Genomic DNA, 18,897 nt, shown 5'->3' with positions numbered 1-18,897 from the left:
ACTGCATAGCGCGTGCAAAATGAGCGACTTCCCCAGCCCCGACGAATTGTTTGCCCGCCCGTTCTTCTTCGTCGGCATTGGCGGGTCGGGAATGCTGCCTCTGGCGCAGATCCTGAAAGGACGCGGAGCGAAGGTTGGAGGCTCGGACCGCAGTTTCGACCAGGGCCGCACGCCGGAGAAATTCGCCGCGCTGGAGCAACAAGGCTTCGAGCTCCATCCGCAGGACGGCAGCGGTGTCGTTTCGGGTAACCAGATCGTGGTTGCCTCTGCTGCGATCGAGGACAGCGTCCCCGAAATCGGGCGGGCAAATGAACTCGATTGCTTGCGCCTGACACGTGCCGAGCTCAATTCCATCCTGTTCAATACTTCGGGTGCAGGCCTCGCCGTTGCGGGGACGAGCGGCAAGTCCACCGTTACCGGCATGCTCGGCTGGATCCTGGAGGCGACGGGCCGCGAACCCACGATCATGAACGGTGCGGTGATGAAGAACTTCGTCTCGCCCGAGCGCCCCTTCGCCAGCGCCGTCGTGGGCGGGAACAGCCTTTATGTCAGCGAGGTGGATGAAAGCGACGGTTCGATCGCGCTTTATCGGCCAGCTGTGGGCGTGCTGCTGAATGTCAGCCTCGATCACAAGAGCATGGACGAATTGCGCCAACTCTTCGGAGATTACCTCTCGCGCAGCCGCATCTCGGTCATCAATGCCGATGACGAGGAAGCGCTCGCTCTGCTGCCACACGCGAAAGAGGCGATCACTTTCGGGATCGAGCAGGAAAAGGCGCAGATAGGCATAATCCCGGGCAGCATTGCCGAAGGTCCGGTCCGGCAGGCGGCAATGGTGATCGATCGCCACGATGGCAGCGAGCATCCCCTGCGCCTCAATATGCCCGGTCGGCATAATCTTTCCAACGCACTCGCGGCAATCGCAGGTGCTGCTGCGGCAGGAATACCCGTAAGCGCTGCGGTCGAGGCTCTTGAAGGTTTCGAAGGCCTGGCCCGCCGGTTCGATATTGTCGGCACAAACCACGCAGCCATCACGGTGATCGACGACTTTGGCCACAACCCGGAGAAATGCGCCGCCACCTTACGCACCCTTCGTGCGCACCCCGGCCGTGTGGTCGCATTCTTTCAGCCTCATGGGTATGGTCCCCTTCGGCAGATGGGCGCAGAACTCGCACAAACTTTCGCGACCGAACTCATCGAAGAAGATCGCCTCATCCTTTGCGACCCGGTCTATTTCGGCGGCACGGTCGACCGCAGCGAGGGCAGCGAGCGGATCGTGCGCCTGGTCGAGGATGCGGGTGGCCATGCCGAGTACATCCCTTCGCGCAAGGCAGTGGAGGATCGGCTGGTCAATGTCGCCCGTCCGGGTGATCGCATCGTCGTGATGGGAGCACGCGACGATACTCTTTCAGAGTTCGCCCGGCGGCTTTTCGAACGCCTTTCCTAGGCTTTCGCTACATTTGCCAGCACGTCCGGACCATCTTCGCCGCTGACAGCGCTGCGGTTTCTGCCGGCCTGCTTGGCCGCATAAAGGGCCTGATCGGCTTCCGAAAATACCTGCTTGAGGTCCCGACCTCGGCCCATCGCACCGCCGACACTGACCGTTGCGTGTGGCAGCCCTATGCTATCGCCGGGCATGTCTCGATCGACGGCCTTTCTCAGACGTTCGGCTGCATGGCACATGGCCGTCTCGTCATCGCAAGCGAAGAGCACCGCGAACTCTTCCCCGCCAAGGCGATAGATGGTGGCTCCCGAAACGGTCTCGAAACTGTCCCGCATCACGCTGGCCATGTGTCGCAACACTGCATCGCCCACCGCATGGCCCTTGCTGTCGTTGATCGCCTTGAAATGATCGATGTCGGCGACCAGCAAGGCCTGCCCCCGCTCTACGCGCTCGATCGATTCAAAAGCGCGGCGATTGCCCAGACCGGTCAGCGGATCGGTCATCGCAAGCCGCCCCAACTTAATCGCGCTCACGCGCGCTCGGTCGCGTTCAACCCGCAGTACTACGAAACGGTCTCCCACTGCCGCCGACGTACCGAGCACCAGGATCGCCATTGCCAGATACAGGAAATTGTCGATGTGGAACGCGGGATCATAGAGACCCAGTCCCATGAGGAGGCGGATGATCCCGCCGAGAATCATGCCCGAAAAGGCGAACAGGAGATACATCGCCACCCTGCTGTTATTGAGCAAGGCGGTAGTTATCAGTGCAAGCAAGGCCAGCGAGAGAGGGAGCATCGAGAACAGGAAGGCGCTTTGCGAAATCATCCGCAGCGATTCGAGGTCGATTACCGTTACGGTTTTCATGACCAGCATGAACAGGGCTAGGCCGATCGTCGTGCGGACAAGCCAGCGCGGGACCTTCCCCTCCTCGATCAGTTCCTTGACGAACAGGACTGCCGACGCAGTGGCGATGGCCAGTGAGATCGTATTCAGTTGGAAGCGCAATCCAAGCGGCGCATCCGGCAGAAGACGGAAAAGCAGGCCGCTGTTCGAAACCACGAACATCAGAGCTCCGGCAGTCATCACGACGTGCCAGATAATGAACCGGAATCTCAGCCAGTGGTATGAAAGGACCCCGAAAATTATCGGCACGAGGAGCAAACCGCATAACAGGGAATAGAGAAGCGACTTGGAATAATGTTCTTCGCGGGCCTCCTGGCGTCCAACAAGGCGGGCCTCCTGGAACGTCTGCGCGGTTCGCGCGCGCTCGACCACCATATCCACCCCCACCAACCTTGCTGATAGTTTGGGGACAGGTACACTGAAGCGCGTCTGCACGAACCAGTTGCGCGCTGCCATCTGGGGGTCAACGTCGAACAGCTTTTCGGTGCCATCTTCGTATACGAAACGCACGAGCATCGTCTCGAAGTGCGAGGGGTCGGTCTGCCAGTAGAGTAGCTCTTCGGTCGGGTAGAACCCCTCGGCGATATCGGCGTGTGTCCTGACGAAGCGATCGCGCTTGGCGAAGCGGACGGCGCTGCAATCAAGTTCCTGGGGTTCCAGTTCGAGCGCGGCACGCGCACTGTCCGCGCCGCCGACACACAAGATTTCCCCAAGCTGGAGATCGCGCGCACTGGCTGGAGCGGCGCAAACGGCCACCGCCGCAGACACGGCAAGCGCAAGGCATTGCAGCCAACTAAGTCTCAAACTGCCCCCGTTTGATCTCTAACCTTCCGGCTCAACTCCCCGACCTATCGCTCGCCCCACGCCAATTGCATAGGAAAATCCCTCGGACGTCCCTTGATGGTGCGGACCCGAATAGGGTCAGTGCGCTGCCTTGCCCCGGAATATGACCTTGTGGATGAGCAAAGCAATCACCACCCCGAGCGCCAAGCCGATAAGTGCCGAGATGGCGGCATAGGTCGCCCATCCCAAAATTCCGGAAAGCGCGCCGGTAGCCGATTGAACGGCATATTCGGCACTGTGTGCCAGATCGTAGAAAAGGTCGAAGCCGATCTCGTGCGTGCCGTGGACGATGATCCCGCCACCGACCCATAGCATGGCGATGGTGCCAATAAACGAAAGCGCCCTGAGTAGCCATGGCATCGCCTTGAGCAGGAACCGCCCAACACCTTGTGCGAATTCCGTAGGCTTCCTCGTCAGGTGCAAGCCGAGATCGTCCATCTTAACGATCAGCGCAACCGATCCATAGACGACTATGGTAACCGCGATAGCTACCAGTGCGAGCGCCAAGCCGCGGGTCACGAAATTCTCCGCGATCGGATCGTTGGAAAGTTCATTGAGTACAATCGCCATGATTTCTGCCGAAAGGATCAGATCGGTCCGTATTGCCCCATTGATTCGCTCCTTTTCGAATTTGGCGGGATCCTCGATCACATCGTCGAGTGTCTTGCCGTGCTTTTCGCCGCCAAGCTTCTCCATCACTTTCTCGGCGCCTTCGTAGGAGAGGAATGCCCCGCCCAGCATCAGGATGAAGATGATCGCCCCTGGCAGAAACTCGCTGAGCAGCAGTGCGCCCGGCAGCAGGATCAACAGCTTGTTCTTGAAGCTGCCCTTTGTGATCGCCCAGATAATTGGCAACTCGCGCGCCGGGGAAAGGCCAGTAACATAGCTCGGCGTCACGGCGGCGTCGTCGATGACGACACCCGCGGTCTTGGAACCCGCTCTACCCGCAGCGGCAGCCACATCGTCGATCGATGCAGCAGCTGTACGGGCAATGATCGAAACGTCGTCGAGTAGGGCTACAAGTCCGCCGGGCACGCATGATCTCCTGTTTCGAATGCCAACGACCCCCTGCCCCGCCCGTTCCGGCGCTGCAAGCCTAACTCGCACTTGCACAATCGGGGAAAACCGCTATGTGCGCGCATCCCTCGCTTCCGGGCAGGGAATCGAAGAAAGCCGGAGGGGCCCCGCAATCCCGCGGACAAGCCAGCGATCGGCCAGCAGTTGAAAGGACAAGGGCATGGCTCTCTATGAGCATGTTTTCTTGGCGCGACAGGACCTGAGCCAGGCTCAGGTTGACCAGCTCGCAGCCACGGCGACCGAAATCGTCGAAGCCAACGAAGGCAAGGTCACCAAGACCGAGACCTGGGGTCTCAAGAACCTCGCCTACAAGATCGACCGTAACCGCAAGGCGCATTTCGTCATGCTCAACATCGAAGGCCCCGGTACCGTCGTTGCCGAGCTCGAGCGCCAGACGCGGATCAACGAAGACGTCATCCGTTACATGACCATCAAGGTCGACGAGCATGAAGAAGGCCCGTCCGTGATGATGCGCAAGAACGAGCGCGATTCCAAGAAGCGCAAAGACCGTGAGGAGCGTGACTGATGGCCCGCCCGTTTTTCCGTCGCCGCAAGACCTGCCCGTTCTCCGCGAAGAACGCGCCGGCAATCGATTACAAGGACGTTCGTCTGCTCCAGGGCTTCATGTCCGAGCGTGGCAAGATCGTCCCCAGCCGCATCACCGCCGTCAGCGCGAAGAAGCAGCGTGAACTGGCCAAGGCCATCAAGCGCGCTCGCCACATCGGCCTGCTGCCCTACATCGTGAAGTAAGGAGAAGACCTCATGGATATCATTCTCCTCCAGCGTATCGAGAAGCTCGGCACGATCGGTGACGTCGTCACCGTGAAGGACGGCTACGCACGCAACTTCCTGCTCCCGCAGAAGAAGGCCCTGCGCGCCAACGAAGCCAACAAGAAGGTCTTCGAAGCCAACCGCGAGCGTCTCGAGAAGGAAAACGCAGAGCGTCGTACCGAGGCCGAAAAGGCCGGCACCAAGGTCGACGGCGTCGAGATCGTCCTGATCCGTGCCGCTTCGAACACCGGCCAGCTTTACGGCTCGGTCAACGTGCGCGACATCGTCAACGGTCTCGCCGACAAGGGCCACGAGATCGACAAGAAGCAGGTCATCATGGGGAACCCGATCAAGACGATCGGCATGCATGACGTGCGCGTCGACCTCCACCCGGAAGTCTCGGTCACGATCAAGGCCAACGTAGCCCGTTCGGACGACGAAGCCGAACTGCAGAGCCAGGGCGTCGACGTCCTTGCCCAGATGTTTGAAGAAGAGCAGGCCGAGATCGAGGAAATGGCCAAGGCCAATGCCGTCGATCCGACGCTCGAGCCGGGTGAAATCCCCGCCGACATGCTCGAAGACACCGCCGATGCGGACGCTTCGGACAGCGAAGAGACCACCGAAGGCTGATCTCTCGCCAAACGCGAATAGAATGGGCGCGGCGGCTTCGGCTTCCGCGCCCTTTTTGTAACAAGCGGATTCCTGTGGCAGAGGGGTCATGAAAACGAAAAGAGCCAGGAGAAAAAGGCCCATATGGATTCGATCGAACAGATCCTCGACAAATTGCAGGGCGTCTATGACGCTGCCGTTACCCGTCTTCGCGACGATGTAATCGCCTTCGGGCGCAACCGCGAACTGCCCCCTGCAGAGCGGCGTAAGGATGGCAGCTATGCCTATCCCGAACTGCGCGTGCTGTTCCGCGGCGGCGAACTGCCCGAAGGCGCCAGCCGGGCATTCGGGCGACTCAACACGCCGGGCCTCTATGCCACCACGGTGACCCGCCCCAACCTGTTCCGTGATTACCTGCGCGAGCAGATCGAGCTGATCGAAAGCAATTACGAGGTTGAAGTCGAAGTCGGCTCCTCGCGCCAGGAAATCCCCTTCCCCTACGTCCTTGACGGTTCGGTTGGCGCCGAACTGGCCGGCATCGATCCCAACGAGATCGCGCGCCATTTTCCCTCGACCGACCTCGCCGATATCGGCGACGAACTGGCAGACGGCATCGAACTCGACAATCCGGACGATCCGATACCGCTGTCGCTGTTCGACGGGCTCCGCACCGATTTCAGCCTTGCGCGCCTCGCCCACTATACCGGGACCGATCCCAAGGACTTCCAGCGCTTCATCCTGTTCACCAACTATCACCGCTATGTCGATGAATTCGTTGACTGGGCCGGATCGCAGTTAGGCGACAACGGCTATTCCGCGCTGGCTGGTGCGGGCGGAATGATGCTGACCGAAAAGACCGAGAATGCGCGCGGGCAATTGTCCGACACGGCATGGCGCCGCCACCAGATGCCCGCCTACCACCTCGTCGGCGAAGGCCGCGCGGGGATTACGCTGGTCAATATCGGCGTCGGCCCCTCGAACGCGAAGACGATTTGCGATCACCTTGCGGTGCTACGCCCCGAAGCATGGCTAATGATCGGCCACTGCGGCGGCCTGCGCCCGAGCCAGAAGATCGGCGATTACGTCCTCGCCCACGCATATTTGCGCGACGACCACGTCCTCGACCCGGTCCTTCCGCCCGAAATCCCCCTCCCCGCCATCGCCGAGGTCCAGCAGGCTCTCGCGGGCGCAGCCGAGCATGTCTCGGGCGAACACGGAAGCGATCTGAAAAAGCGCATGCGGACTGGCACTGTCGTCACCACCGACGACCGCAATTGGGAGCTGCGCTATACCCAGTCCGCCCGCCGCCTCTCGCTAAGCCGCGCGGTCGGCATCGACATGGAAAGCGCCACCATCGCCGCGCAAGGCTATCGTTTTCGCGTCCCCTACGGCACGCTGCTATGCGTGTCGGACAAGCCGCTCCACGGCGAAATCAAACTGCCCGGACAGGCGAACAAGTTCTACGAGGAAGCCATCGCAGCTCACCTGCAGATCGGCGTGACGGCGTGTGACCTGCTGAGGCAGGAAGGCCCGAAGCTCCACAGCCGCAAGCTGCGCGCATTTAATGAGCCGCCGTTCAGGTGATTTCGATCTGTTAATAGCTCGCGAAAACTAAACGATTTTCGACCTCGAACGTCTAGAAAATTGCTGCGGGTCATTGCTACACATCAATATACCGATAAATCACTCTAATGTGCATAACCTTGTCGGGTACGCAGGAATAGGCTAAGTTTACAGGCGAAATAGTAGAACAGTTCGGGTTCGCGCGACTTAGACGTGAAACTTCGGAGGGGATCCCCATGAGGAAAACTGTTCTTTTTTCTATACTTGCCGCTTGCGCGGTCCCGACGGCAGCAGAGGCACGGGACGGAGCCGCGTATGTCGAACTTGGAGCAGGGCTTACACTCGCCGACGACTCCGAATTCGATAGTGCAGCCGACCCTGACTTTGATGACATTACCGTTGAGTGGGGCAACGGGTTCGATATCGCAGGTGCCGCAGGTTACGATTTCGGTGCCTTTCGAGCAGAAGCGGAAGTAGCCTTCAAGTCTCACGGTTATGACCGCGTTCTTGATGGAGCGACGGTTGTTCTCGATGGCGATGACGACGTAGATTTCGACTTCAACACGTGGAGCGTCATGCTTAACGCCTTGGTGGATATCGGACCTGACGAATCAGTAAATGGTTTCGTTGGTGGCGGGCTCGGCTTCTCTGGCACAGAGCTCGACGTCCGAGAACGAACAGACGGCATCGAAGAGACGACAAATGACAGCGACTCAGCATTTGCGTGGCAGTTATTGGCCGGCGTACGGGTTCCAGTGTCTGATCGAATTGATGCGGGCCTCAAGTACCGCTATTTCAATCAAAGTGGATTGGGGTTTGTCATAAGCGACGATGACGATTTCAACACGGATTTTTCGTCGCATTCCTTGCTGCTTACGCTGAACTACAATTTCGGAGGTTAAACCTACCGATCGAAAGCCGAGGTGGCAGAAATCTATTTATAGTTCGGTCCGTGGGGCTCGGGCTCACGGACCGCACTCACCCCTTCCCCTTCGTCTTCGTTTTCCCGGTCTTCGCATTGGCAGCCATGAAGTCGATGATCATCCCGGCAATGTCCTTGCCGGTGGCAGTCTCGATACCTTCGAGCCCGGGCGAGGAGTTTACCTCCATGATCACCGGCCCGTGGTTGCTTCGCAGCATGTCCACGCCGCAAACGTTCAGGCCCATGCGCTTGGCTGCGCCCACGGCGGTGGCGCGTTCGGCGGGGGTGATCTTGATGAGCTCGGCGCTGCCTCCGCGGTGGAGGTTGCTGCGGAAATCGTCCGGAGCGCCCGTGCGCTTCATCGTCGCGACGACCTTGCCGCCGACCACGAAGGCGCGGATGTCGGTGCCGCCGGCTTCCTTGATGAATTCCTGCACCAGGATGTTGACGTTGGCCCCGCGGAAGGCCTCGATCACCGACTTGGCCGATGACATGGTCTCGGCTAGCACCACGCCGATGCCCTGAGTGCCTTCGAGCAGCTTGATCACCACCGGCGGCCCCTTGACCGCCTTGATGATCTCCTCTGCCTGCTTGGGATCGTTGGCATAGGCCGTCAGCGGCAGGCCCAGCCCGTGTTTGGCGAGGATCTGCATGCTGCGCAGCTTGTCGCGGCTGCGCCCGATGGCGACGCTTTCATTGAGCGGCCAGCAGCCACGCATTTCGAACTGGCGCAGGATCGAAAGACCGTAATTGGTAATGCTCGCCCCGATACGCGGGATGACCGCATCGTAGCCGATGCAGGGCTTGCCTTCGTAATAGACCTCGGGCCGGTGGCTGGCGATATGGACCGTGCACCGCGTGGTATTGAGAATGTCCAGCTCGTGTCCGCGTTCTTCCGCTGCCTCCTTCAGACGCTTGTGCGAATAGAGGTTCGGATTGCGTGCAAGCATCGCAATTTTCATGGTTTATGGCCTTTCTGGACCTTCATTTCCGGCGTCTGCAACCAGCTGTATCCGGAGTCCACTACAAATCGGCGGCGCAGCGACGAACGGCCGATCAGCATGGGAAATTTCATGTCCGCGCGGTTGGCGAGGCTGATCTCGGCGCGAAACTCGATGTCGCCGATCTTCAGCGGCGTCTTGATGACATAGCGATACTGGGTTTCGCCGTTAGAGCTCGTGATACCGCGCACATCGACATGCACCGCCTCGCAGACCTGCCGTACGTGCTGGCGATCGAAATCGACCGCGAAACGGACGTAGCGTTCTCCGTCGCGTTCGAATTCCTCAATTACTTCACCGTGGAGGGAGGAGGTACGCGCCCCGGTATCGATCTTGGCCGGGACAGCATGCAATCCGAGATCGGGCAGGTGCACAAGTTCGCGCCAACCTACCACAGGCAGGATTTTCGGTTCCTTGCTCATTCGATGATCGCGATGCCGTCACCGCCTCCATGACCTGGAAGCCGTCGCAGCACCTCGCCACTGGCGAAATCGACTTCCGCGATCGTGCTGGCGGCCGTCTCTGCGACATAAATACGCTTTCCATCCGGAGAGAAGAGGATGGTCACCTGTATCTTCGCTTCGGCCTCCTCGCGGCTCGAAACGGGAATTGTGCGGACCCTTGCGCCTGTCGCGGTGTCGATCACAGAAAGCGCGCCATCGGCAAGATCGGAAGTGACAGCATAGTCACCTTGGGGCCGGACCACTATCCGCAGCGGGAAATCGCCGACCGGCACATCCTTTATCTTCTCGAGGCTCTGCGGGTCGAGCGCATAGGCCATGTCGGACCCGCGCGCAGAAACCCACAAGGTTTCGCCGTCGGGAGACAATGCGATACCTTCGGGCTCCTCGCCTATCGCCTGCGAAATCGGAGTGCGTCCAAGCACCAGGTCGACCCTGGTAACCGTCCCAGACCCAAGATCCATGGTCCATGCATTGGTCGCGTCGGGAGACACGGCGAGCATGTGACTTCCTTGCCTGCGAGTGGGATATTCGAGTGCCTTGCCCTCGCCCAGCGGGTCACGGATCCAGAACATCGACTGCCGCCCTTCGGCTGTCGAATAGAGATGGCCGTTGCGATGCCAAACGATTCCGTGCGGGCGGGCGTTCTCGCCAAGCTCGATGCTCTTCACTTTCGACAGGTCGTCGGTGCGGAAAATATCGACAGTGGTACCGCCATAGCAGGCAAGCGCCACGTGTCTGTTATCGGGCGATGGCGCGAGCTCGTGCGGATTGGCGCAGCTGTCCACCAGCGCAACCTGCTTGCCAGTCGCGAGATTGACCTTCGACAGCGTGTTGCCGAACTTGCCTGCCACGAACAACGCCCCCTTGATACCTTCGTCGCTAGCCGCCACCGGCGCCTGTTCCGAAACAGGCGCACAAGCGGCGGCCATCAGGGTCGCAACGAGGGCGAAGCGAGCGCTTACCACCCCTGCGGCTTGCCCTCGTTCTGCTCGTCCAGCCATGCCTTGAGCGGGGCGAAATATTCGACCATTGCCTTGCCGCTCATCTGGCGCTCGCCGGTGAAGGCTTCCAGTGCATCGGGCCAGGGCTTGCTGGCACCCATTTCGAGCATGGCATTGAGGTTCTGGCCCACCTCTTCGTTGCCATAGAAGGAGCAGCGATGCAGCGGGCCTTCCCAGCCTGCAGTGTCGCAAGCGGCCTTGTAGAACTGGAACTGAAGGATCCGGGCGAGGAAGTAGCGCGTGTAGGGAACATTGCCCGGGATGTGATACTTCGCGCCCGCGTCGAACTGGCTTTCGTCGCGCGATACCGGCGGGGTGATACCCTGGTATTCGAGCCGCAAATCGTTCCAGCCGGCATTGAGGCTGTCGGCCGGGATCGAGCCGTCGAAGAGGCCCCAGCGATAACGGTCCACCATCAGCCCGAAAGGCAGGAAGGCGATCTTGTCCATCGCCTCACGCAGGAGCAGGCCGATGTCCTTGTCGGCACTGGGCACGTCGGCACGGTCGAGCATGTCGATCTGTACGAGGTACTCCGGCGTGATCGAAAGAGCGATCATGTCGCCGATTGCCTCGTGGAAGCCATCGTTAGCTCCGTTGAGATGCAGATAGTCCTGCTGATTGTAGGCGCGCTGGTAGTAATTATGGCCGAGCTCGTGATGGATCACCTTGAAGTCGTCGGCGTTGCGCTTGATGCACATCTTGATGCGCAGGTCGTCGACATTGTCCACGTCCCAGGCGCTGGCGTGGCACACCACCTCGCGGTCCCGCGGCTTGGTGAACTGGCTGCGCTCCCAGAAAGTGTCGGGCAGCGGCGCGAAGCCGAGGGAAGAGAAGAATTGCTCGCCGACCTTGACCATCTCGCGCTCGTCATAGCCCTTGTCTTCGATCAGCGCGGTCAGGTCATAACCGATGTCGCCAGCCCCTTCGGGTGCCACTAGCGGATAGATATTGCCCCATTCCTGGGCCCACATATTGCCGAGAAGGTCGGCGCGGATCGGGCCGGTGGCAGGCTGGATGGCATCGCCATATTTCTCGTTCAGCTTGCTGCGGACGTAGGTGTGCAGCGCCATGTAGAGCGGCTTCACCTCCTGCCACATCCGCTCGGTCTCGGCGGCGAACTGGTCGGGGTCCATGTCGTAGTTCGAGCGCCACATTGCGCCCAAATCATCGAAGCCGAGTTCCTGCGCGCCGTCATTGGCGATCGAGATCATCTGCTGGTAATCGCCGCGCATCGGGGCGCCGACGTTATTGTGCCAACTCTCCCACATTTCGGCCTTCTGCGCCGGGGTCAGGTCGAGATCGCCCATCGCCGCTTCGATGTCGGAGCCATTGATCTCTTTGCCGTCAAGCGTGCCGCGGCCCTTGCCGTACATCGAGCCGAGCTGGGTCGAAAGCCGGGCCAGCTCCGCAGCCGCGCCGTCGCGCACAGGCGCTGGCATCACGATGCCGTTCCGCAGCATGTCGAGCTTGCGCGCGACTTCGGGATCGAGGCCGGCAACGCGCGCGTATTCTGCGGCCTTGTTCGCATAAGTGACCGATTTTTCGGTGGATTCGGCACCATAACGAGCTGCCAGCATATCGCTGTCATGGACGATATAGGTCGAATTCAGCCACAACACCCGGCCATATTCGACCGAGAAGTCGAACAAGTCCTTCTCGACCATCGCGACCCAGTCGGCGGCACCTTGCGGCGTCATCGGATAGGGATCGGCTGCAGCGGCCATCGGAGCCGGTGCAGGCTCGGCATTGGCCGTAGTGCAGGCTGCGAGCGAAATGGCGAGCGCGGACAGTGCAACGGGGGCAAGTTTCATTCTAATTCTCTCCCTAAGGGAATGATTTTTCTGGCTGGCGCCCGATTGCACCCGCGCGCGCTCGGAATCAAGCGGGATCGCCAAGCCAATCGGCCATTGCCTGACCAAGATCGGGCTTGGTGACGCTTCCCATATGCGTGCCGGGAACTTCGGCGAATGTGGCGTCCGGCAAGAGCGCTGCCAGTTCCTCTGCCGAGCCATTGTCGCGGTCTTCATCGCCGCAAACGACCAGCGTGGGCATGGTTACATTGGGCAGCATCGCAAGGTCGACGTCGGGCATGGTGTCGAGCAGCAGCCGTGCTGCCACGCGGTTCACGCCCTGTGACTTGAGGAACTGCATCGAGAAGTAGGCCGGGTCGCCGCGCGGGATGTTCTCGAATTCATCGATCACTCGCTTGAAAAACGCGCTGCGCTTGCCCCATTCCCCAAGGCCAGCGGTACCCATGCCGCCGACTATCAGCCGGGCCGGCTCGAGCACACCATGCGCGGCTGCAAGCAGCGAAGTGCGCGCTCCCAGCGAAAACCCGCCGAGGTCGTAATCTTCCAGCGCCAGATGTTCGACAAGCGCCGCTACATCACGGACTAGGACGTTTTGAGGATAGGACCCGGCGTCCTCGGGCGCATCGCTTTCGCCGTGGACGCGGAAGTCCAGCATCAGGACCTCATAGCCCAGCTCTGCGATCCGCTTGTCATGCCCCCATTTGATCCAGTTCATTTCGGCACTGGAGAAAAGGCCGTGAAGCAGGACCAACGGACGACCGGAGCCGGTGCGGTGCAGCGCAAGGCGCGTGCCGTCGAAGGATTCAAAAAATTCGGTGGTCATTCGGGTATCGATCCGGTCGCCTGCTCCCACTTTTCGACGAGCGGCGCGTAGTCGGTCAGCTTTTTGCGCGGCAATGCCGAGGTATCGATCCAGCTCTCGTGGATCTTCTCCGCTCCGAAATGCCAGTGTGGTTCGATCCCATACGGCTCGTCGAGACTGCCTACGGTTATGTCCATGTTCTCGCCCTCATTGAAGGCAAAACCGAGCGGAGTACCGCAATGGCTGCAAAAGGGCCGCCGCGCGATGGGAGAACTCTCGAACCAGTCGGGACCGCTTTCCCATTCGATATCCGTCTTGGGCAGTCCGATGAAGGCGGCTGCCACTCCCCCCGTAGCGCGCTGGCACATACGGCAATGGCAAAGATAGGCCTGCGAGGGATCGATCTGCGCGGTGTAGCGGACCTTGCCGCACTGGCAGCCCCTGGTTTTGGTGACTTTCGCGCTCATCGCTTCACCAACCCATTCTGCTCCATACGCCATTTCACCATGTCGATCCTGTCCTGCCCGAAGAAGGGCTCGCCGTCGAAGACAAGGGTCGGCACGCCCCAATGGCCCGCCTTCTCGAGCGCTTCCTGGTTGGCGGCGATTTCCGCGTCGAGTTCCTCGCCCTCGGACTGCACTTCGGCGATGATTTCCTCGACGCCCAGGCCCGCTGCCTCGATGGCGCGTTCCAGATGGCCGTTCTCGTGCCAGCCTTCCTGCCCGCCCCAGATCATGCGGCCCGCCTCTGCGGCGAAAACCAGTCCCGCCCCGCGCCTTGCCGCTGACTGCCCCATGCGCGTCACGCGGCGGATATAGGGCTGGTCCGCGGCTATCTCGCGCGTCATCATGTCCTGGATGATCGGATCGGGACGCGGCACGCCGAAGGGTATCCCGTGGAACTGCGCCACGCGGATCATGTCGCGCATGGTGTAGCCGATCCAGTTGGGATGGTTGCGCTCGAAGAAATCGGGCTGCCGGATGGCGAGCGGATAGACCGGGCGAAGCGCGATATTGAGGTCGTATTCCTCCGCCATCGCACGGTAGCGGCCTACCGACAGATAGCTGTAGGGCGAGCGGAAGCTGAAATAGAGCTCTGCGGTCAGGGTCATGCCCGCGTTATACAGCCCATCGGGCCTAACGGAAGAAGCAGGTCATTCCGGCAAAGAGCGAGGTGACTTCTCCGTCCTCGGTAAAGCCGCCGATCGTCCCGTAATCCGCGCTCGTATACTGGAATTCGCCCGGCAGGCTGGAGTCGATCTCGCGCACCTGCCGTTCGCCCTTGAGCAAGGCGAAGGGCGTGGTCCCCGGCTGCACGCCGTCACTGGTCGCGACCTCGGCGCCAGCACGGAGGAACCAGCCTGCCAGTTTGCCGTCCTGGTATGCCACCTTGAGCGGGCCGTAAGTGCTGAACTGCATCGGCCCCGCTCCGCATTCGGAGTTTTCGCCCTGCTCGCCTTCGTTGCCGAAAGCCTTTGCCAGACCCGCATCGACCTCTGCGCGGGCAGTACCGAAACGGAAGACGGGCGAACCCATCGCGCCGACGCCATTGGCATCGACGACGAGGAGCGTATCGGCGATTTCCTGCACCTTGGAATCGCGGTCGACCATTGCGGCCGGATCGATCGTCTCGGTCGCTTCGGATGGCGGCGCGTCTTCGCTCGCACCTCCGCATGCAGCAAGGGCAAACGGGAGAGCGAACAGGAATGTCTTTTTGATCATCCCTTCTTAAGGCACTCGCGCCCGAGGAGTTCCGCGATCTGCACGGCATTCAGTGCTGCGCCCTTGCGAAGGTTATCCGACACGCACCAGAGGGTAATGCCGTTGTCCACCGTGGGGTCGTCGCGCACGCGGCTGATATAGGTGGCGCTGTCGCCCGCGCTTTCGACAGGCGTGATGTAGCCCTCGTCCTCGCGCTTATCGATCAGCATGATGCCCGGCGCCTCGCGCAGGATCTCCTGTGCCTGTTCTGCACTGAGTTCGTTCTCGAACTCGATGTTCACCGCTTCGGAATGGCCGACGAAGACCGGCACGCGCACGCAGGTGGCGTTCAATTTGATTTTGGGATCGAGGATCTTCTTGGTCTCGACCACCATCTTCCACTCTTCCTTGGTCGAGCCGTCGTCCATGAAGACATCGATGTGCGGGATGACGTTGAAGGCGATCTGCTTGGTGAACTTCACCGGCTCGATCGGATCGCCGACGAAAATCGCGCGGCTCTGCTGGAACAGCTCGTCCATGCCCGCCTTGCCCGCGCCGGAAACCGACTGGTAGGTGGAGACGACCACGCGCTTGATCTTGGCAGCATCGTGGAGCGGCTTCAGCGCCACCACCAATTGCGCAGTCGAACAATTGGGGTTCGCGATGATGTTACGCTTCTTGTAGTCGTGAATCGCATCCGGGTTCACTTCGGGCACGATCAGCGGCACGTCCGGGTCCATCCGGTAGAGCGAGCTGTTGTCGATCACGACGCAGCCTGCTGCCGCGGCCTTGGGCGCATATTCCTTTGCCGGTCCGCTACCCGCCGCGAACAGGGCGATATCCCAGCCCGACCAGTCGAAATGCTCGATGTTCTTGCACTTGAGCATCTTGCCCGTGTCGCCGAATTCGACCTCGGTACCATGCGAACGCGAACTCGCGACAGCAGCCACCTCGTCGCAGGGAAACTCGCGCTCGGCGAGGACCTGCATCATTTCGCGCCCGACATTCCCGGTCGCACCGACTACGGCAACACGATAACCCAATTCAACGTCTCCAATAAACTTGCGCGCCCCATCTAGCGACGATGCGCCAAAGCGCAATGCGAGCCCTTCGTGATACGCATGAAGGCCGGCTTTAGGCCCCACATGCCGATCACCCTCCGCAAGTTTTTATGCCTAATTTCGGGTTAAGCGCGTCTCCTTAAATTCCCTTAAGGAGCTGCTGTCAGAAACTGGTCTTGTCACCGGGCGGCCACTCCGGCTCACAGGCCTCCCCGTGACATCAAGACCGGGCCAATTTCGGCTCATCATGATCCCCACGTGACAAGGGCGGTGCTTTCAGGAGCATCGCCCTTACTTTTGCCCGGAATGTAGAGCCCCGAATCGAAAAGGGCGGCCCGATCGGACCGCCCTTCCTTGTTCGCTGTTGCGAGAGCCTTACGCCTTGGGCGCGTTGTCGCGGCGTTCCGCGATACGCGCGCGCTTGCCGGTGCGGCCGCGCAGGTAGTAAAGCTTCGCACGACGCACAACGCCGCGGCGGACCACGGTGATGCTGTCGACGATCGGCGAATACAGCGGGAACACGCGTTCCACGCCTTCACCGAACGAAAGCTTGCGGACGGTGAAGTTGCTGCCCATGCCGCGGTTCGAGCGGGCAATGACAACGCCTTCGAAATTCTGGACACGCTCGCGGGTGCCTTCGACCACCTTTACGCCGACGCGGACGGTATCGCCTGCGCGGAATTCGGGAATGTCCTTGCCGAGGTTTTCGATAGCTTCGGCTTCGAGCTGCTGGATCAGGTTCATGGCCTGGTCTTCCTACTTTTCATGCCGCGCGCCAGAGGCAGACTGGTCCCGATCGCCACTATAGCGATCCCAAAGGTCCGGCCTGCGTAACCGTGTGTCTTCCTCGCTCCTTGCCTTGCGCCAAGCAGCGATTTTCGCATGATCCCCCGATCGCAGCACTTCAGGAATCGTGCGCCCTTCCCATTCCTGAGGTCGGGTGTATTGCGGATATTCGATGAGGCCGTTCTCGTAGGACTCTTCGACTCCGCTATCGGGCGCGCCCATTACTCCGGGAAGCAGCCGAATGCAAGCGTCGAGTATGGCGATTGCAGCGGTCTCTCCGCCCGACAGGACGATGTCGGCAAGGCTGACCTCTTCGATCTGCGGGAAAGCCTCGAAAATACGCTCGTCGAAGCCTTCGAAACGCCCGCACAGTATGGCAACACCGGGGCCAGCCGCGATCTCGCGAATACGCGCCTGCGTTATGGGCTTCCCTCGCGGCGTCATGGCAAGGATGGGAACAGGAAAAGCCCCCTCTCCTTCAGGGGAGGGGGTTTGGGGGAGGGGCTGGCCTGGCGCATGCCCCCCTCCCAACCCTCCCACCTGAAGGGGAGAGGGCTTTTGAACCACATGCTCCAGCGCCCGCCCCAGCACATCGGCCTTGAGCACCATTCCGGCCCCGCCACCAGCCGGCGTATCATCGACAGTACGATGCTTGTCCGTAGCAAAATCGCGGATCTGGACGGTTTCGCACGACCAGTCCCCCCGCTCGAGCGCCTTGCCCGCAAGCGACAAGCCCAGCGGCCCGGGAAACATCTCGGGGAAGAGGGTGAGGATGGTGGCAGCGAAGGTCATCGGAGCAAAGCGATCAACATCGGGCCATGACTCGGTGTGCCACGAAATAGCTAAGCGGCCAGCCAACGATTACCGAAAACGTGGCTAGGATACCCACGATGGCGATGCCGAGGACCTCGGGACCGCGAAAATCGGGTTCCAGCGCAGTCGAGAAGGCCGCGATGAACAGGATCACGCTGAGGACGGGCAGAAGTGATGAGCCCAACAGGGAGACCCATCGGGCACTGGACTGGGGCCGGATGCTTCTGAGCCCGGCCGACACCAGCAAGGCAACACCGCAGTACACGCCCAGCACGACTGTCAGTCCCGCAAGGGCCAGGCCAGCCAGAATGACAATTCCCCAACTCAATTCGCCCACGTGACCCCTCCTTTGGGTTTCCGGTCGACAGTTAACTCGAACACATCGGGCCGCGAATAATGCCCATCAGTATCGAGGCTCGCCAGCCCCTGACCGATCTCGCTTAGATCAAGCTCGGCATGCAAAATCTCTTCGCCCTCGCCCGCCAGCGCCACGATCCGCGCATCGGGCGCGATTATGATCGAACCTCCACGATTAAGCGCGTCGCCTTCGATCGCCTCGATCAACTCCCTCGCAGGAGCATCGCCGCCCGCACGCTCCAACCCGTCGAACAGGTCTTCCTTCGCCTGCACCAGTCCTGCCGCCAGCACGAAGCAGCGGCCCTCCATCGCATAATGCCGCGATGCGAGCGCGTATTCCTCGCGCACGGTCGGCCAGCATGCGACATGGACGCTCTCGCCGAGGTTGTGCATCGCCGCGCGGGCCAAGGGCATCCAGTGCTCCCAGCAGATCAGGCTGCCGACCTTGCCCCACTCCGCCTGGTGCACGCCGAGCGTTGAGCCGTCGCCGCGCATCCAGACGAGCCGCTCGCCATGCGTCGGCACCAGCTTGCGATGGTCGAGCACCGGCAGGCCGGGCCGGAAGGTCATCTGGTTGTTGTAGAGGCTCTGCCGCACCCGCTCATGCGCGCCGATACTGATGACCGCGCCGCTTTCGTCGCACAGCTCCTGCAAGGGCAGCAGCCGCTCGTCATTCGCCACCACCGCCTGTTCGAGCAGGATACGGTGCAGCGCCTTCGTGCCGGGATGGTCCCACAGCGCCGCGCCGGGCGCCTCGTCGAGCCACAGCGGATAGCCGCCGAGAAATGTCTCGCCGAAAGCGACCAGCTGCGCCCCGTCCTCCACCGCCTCGCGCGCCAGGCGCACGGCCTTCTCGATCCCGTCGCCGATGGCGAGCGGGATGGGTGCGGCCTGGACTATCGCAACGTTGAGCTTGCTCATGGGGCCAAGCGGTTAGCGCGGGCGGCACCGAATGGCCATCCCGCGC

At 61.1% G+C, this 18,897-nt stretch carries 21 protein-coding genes; 6 read left to right on the top strand and 15 right to left on the bottom strand.

Translation table 11 applies throughout. The annotated features are described in order from the left end of the window. Nucleotides 1-19 precede the first annotated feature (19 nt). Nucleotides 20-1,447: a glutamate ligase domain-containing protein gene (locus K3178_RS05565; protein ID WP_221570353.1), complete on the top strand. Its 1,428-nt coding sequence runs from the start codon at nucleotides 20-22 to the stop codon at nucleotides 1,445-1,447. Here the strand turns inward: K3178_RS05565 and K3178_RS05560 are convergent. After that, nucleotides 1,444-3,153 carry a GGDEF domain-containing protein gene (locus tag K3178_RS05560; RefSeq protein ID WP_221570352.1) on the bottom strand — a complete coding sequence of 570 codons (1,710 nt, stop codon included), beginning with the start codon at nucleotides 3,151-3,153 and terminating at the stop codon, nucleotides 1,444-1,446. The genes K3178_RS05565 and K3178_RS05560 overlap by 4 nt on opposite strands. 117 nt (nucleotides 3,154-3,270) lie before the next feature. Then, entirely contained in the window at nucleotides 3,271-4,227 is a 957-nt protein-coding gene (locus K3178_RS05555) for a DUF808 domain-containing protein (RefSeq protein ID WP_221570351.1), read from the bottom strand. 202 nt (nucleotides 4,228-4,429) lie between these two features. Between K3178_RS05555 and rpsF the strand changes: the two genes are divergently transcribed. The 5 genes from rpsF (at nucleotide 4,430) to K3178_RS05530 (ending at nucleotide 8,114) form a co-directional block, all read left to right on the top strand. Next, a complete protein-coding gene (rpsF, locus tag K3178_RS05550) occupies nucleotides 4,430-4,795 on the top strand; it encodes a 30S ribosomal protein S6 (protein WP_221570350.1) in 366 nt (121 codons plus the stop codon). Beyond that, nucleotides 4,795-5,019: a 30S ribosomal protein S18 gene (rpsR, locus tag K3178_RS05545; protein ID WP_006832330.1), complete on the top strand. Its 225-nt coding sequence runs from the start codon at nucleotides 4,795-4,797 to the stop codon at nucleotides 5,017-5,019. Before rpsF ends, rpsR begins: the two co-directional genes overlap by 1 nt. A 12-nt stretch (nucleotides 5,020-5,031) precedes the next feature. Then, on the top strand, nucleotides 5,032-5,670 hold the full coding sequence (rplI, locus tag K3178_RS05540; RefSeq protein ID WP_221570349.1) for a 50S ribosomal protein L9: 639 nt from the start codon (nucleotides 5,032-5,034) through the stop codon (nucleotides 5,668-5,670). Between the two features lie 72 nt (nucleotides 5,671-5,742). Continuing rightward, nucleotides 5,743-7,233, top strand: a complete 1,491-nt coding sequence (locus tag K3178_RS05535) for an AMP nucleosidase (RefSeq protein WP_282098843.1) — start codon at nucleotides 5,743-5,745, stop codon at nucleotides 7,231-7,233. A gap of 215 nt (nucleotides 7,234-7,448) precedes the next feature. Then, on the top strand, nucleotides 7,449-8,114 hold the full coding sequence (locus K3178_RS05530) for an outer membrane protein (RefSeq protein ID WP_221570347.1): 666 nt from the start codon (nucleotides 7,449-7,451) through the stop codon (nucleotides 8,112-8,114). A gap of 76 nt (nucleotides 8,115-8,190) precedes the next feature. On the opposite strand, the gene rimK is transcribed toward K3178_RS05530, so the two are convergent. From rimK to K3178_RS05465, 13 genes are all read right to left on the bottom strand, one after another. Further along, on the bottom strand, nucleotides 8,191-9,096 hold the full coding sequence (gene rimK / locus K3178_RS05525; protein ID WP_221570346.1) for a 30S ribosomal protein S6--L-glutamate ligase: 906 nt from the start codon (nucleotides 9,094-9,096) through the stop codon (nucleotides 8,191-8,193). Beyond that, nucleotides 9,093-9,557 carry an ATP-dependent zinc protease family protein gene (locus K3178_RS05520; protein WP_221570345.1) on the bottom strand — a complete coding sequence of 155 codons (465 nt, stop codon included), beginning with the start codon at nucleotides 9,555-9,557 and terminating at the stop codon, nucleotides 9,093-9,095. The genes rimK and K3178_RS05520 overlap by 4 nt, the downstream gene beginning before the upstream one ends. Continuing rightward, entirely contained in the window at nucleotides 9,554-10,528 is a 975-nt protein-coding gene (locus tag K3178_RS05515; RefSeq protein WP_247713520.1) for a YncE family protein, read from the bottom strand. Before K3178_RS05515 ends, K3178_RS05520 begins: the two co-directional genes overlap by 4 nt. Nucleotides 10,529-10,557: 29 nt before the next feature. Then, complete coding sequence (locus K3178_RS05510; protein ID WP_221570344.1) at nucleotides 10,558-12,411, bottom strand: M2 family metallopeptidase; 1,854 nt, start codon at nucleotides 12,409-12,411, stop codon at nucleotides 10,558-10,560. Between the two features lie 67 nt (nucleotides 12,412-12,478). Then, a complete protein-coding gene (locus tag K3178_RS05505) occupies nucleotides 12,479-13,234 on the bottom strand; it encodes an alpha/beta fold hydrolase (RefSeq protein WP_221570343.1) in 756 nt (251 codons plus the stop codon). Continuing rightward, nucleotides 13,231-13,680, bottom strand: a complete 450-nt coding sequence (locus K3178_RS05500) for a GFA family protein (protein WP_221570342.1) — start codon at nucleotides 13,678-13,680, stop codon at nucleotides 13,231-13,233. The genes K3178_RS05505 and K3178_RS05500 overlap by 4 nt, the downstream gene beginning before the upstream one ends. Further along, entirely contained in the window at nucleotides 13,677-14,324 is a 648-nt protein-coding gene (locus tag K3178_RS05495; RefSeq protein ID WP_221570341.1) for a 2-hydroxychromene-2-carboxylate isomerase, read from the bottom strand. Before K3178_RS05495 ends, K3178_RS05500 begins: the two co-directional genes overlap by 4 nt. A 25-nt stretch (nucleotides 14,325-14,349) precedes the next feature. Then, the gene (locus K3178_RS05490) at nucleotides 14,350-14,934 is read right to left on the bottom strand and encodes a hypothetical protein (RefSeq protein WP_221570340.1); all 585 of its coding nucleotides are present in this window, start codon (nucleotides 14,932-14,934) and stop codon (nucleotides 14,350-14,352) included. Beyond that, on the bottom strand, nucleotides 14,931-15,956 hold the full coding sequence (locus K3178_RS05485) for an aspartate-semialdehyde dehydrogenase (protein WP_221570339.1): 1,026 nt from the start codon (nucleotides 15,954-15,956) through the stop codon (nucleotides 14,931-14,933). Before K3178_RS05485 ends, K3178_RS05490 begins: the two co-directional genes overlap by 4 nt. A gap of 393 nt (nucleotides 15,957-16,349) precedes the next feature. Further along, nucleotides 16,350-16,718, bottom strand: a complete 369-nt coding sequence (rplS, locus tag K3178_RS05480) for a 50S ribosomal protein L19 (RefSeq protein ID WP_247713519.1) — start codon at nucleotides 16,716-16,718, stop codon at nucleotides 16,350-16,352. 12 nt (nucleotides 16,719-16,730) lie between these two features. Continuing rightward, nucleotides 16,731-17,552, bottom strand: coding sequence for a tRNA (guanosine(37)-N1)-methyltransferase TrmD (trmD, locus tag K3178_RS05475; RefSeq protein ID WP_221570338.1), 822 nt, complete (start codon nucleotides 17,550-17,552; stop codon nucleotides 16,731-16,733). Between the two features lie 13 nt (nucleotides 17,553-17,565). After that, complete coding sequence (locus K3178_RS05470; RefSeq protein ID WP_221570337.1) at nucleotides 17,566-17,757, bottom strand: hypothetical protein; 192 nt, start codon at nucleotides 17,755-17,757, stop codon at nucleotides 17,566-17,568. 140 nt (nucleotides 17,758-17,897) lie between these two features. Continuing rightward, on the bottom strand, nucleotides 17,898-18,851 hold the full coding sequence (locus K3178_RS05465) for a carbon-nitrogen hydrolase family protein (protein WP_221570336.1): 954 nt from the start codon (nucleotides 18,849-18,851) through the stop codon (nucleotides 17,898-17,900). Nucleotides 18,852-18,897 lie beyond the last annotated feature (46 nt).

The organism is Qipengyuania sphaerica (assembly GCF_019711595.1).
GTDB classification, from domain to species: domain Bacteria; phylum Pseudomonadota; class Alphaproteobacteria; order Sphingomonadales; family Sphingomonadaceae; genus Qipengyuania; species Qipengyuania sphaerica.
This window is presented reverse-complemented; position numbering and strand designations above follow the sequence as displayed.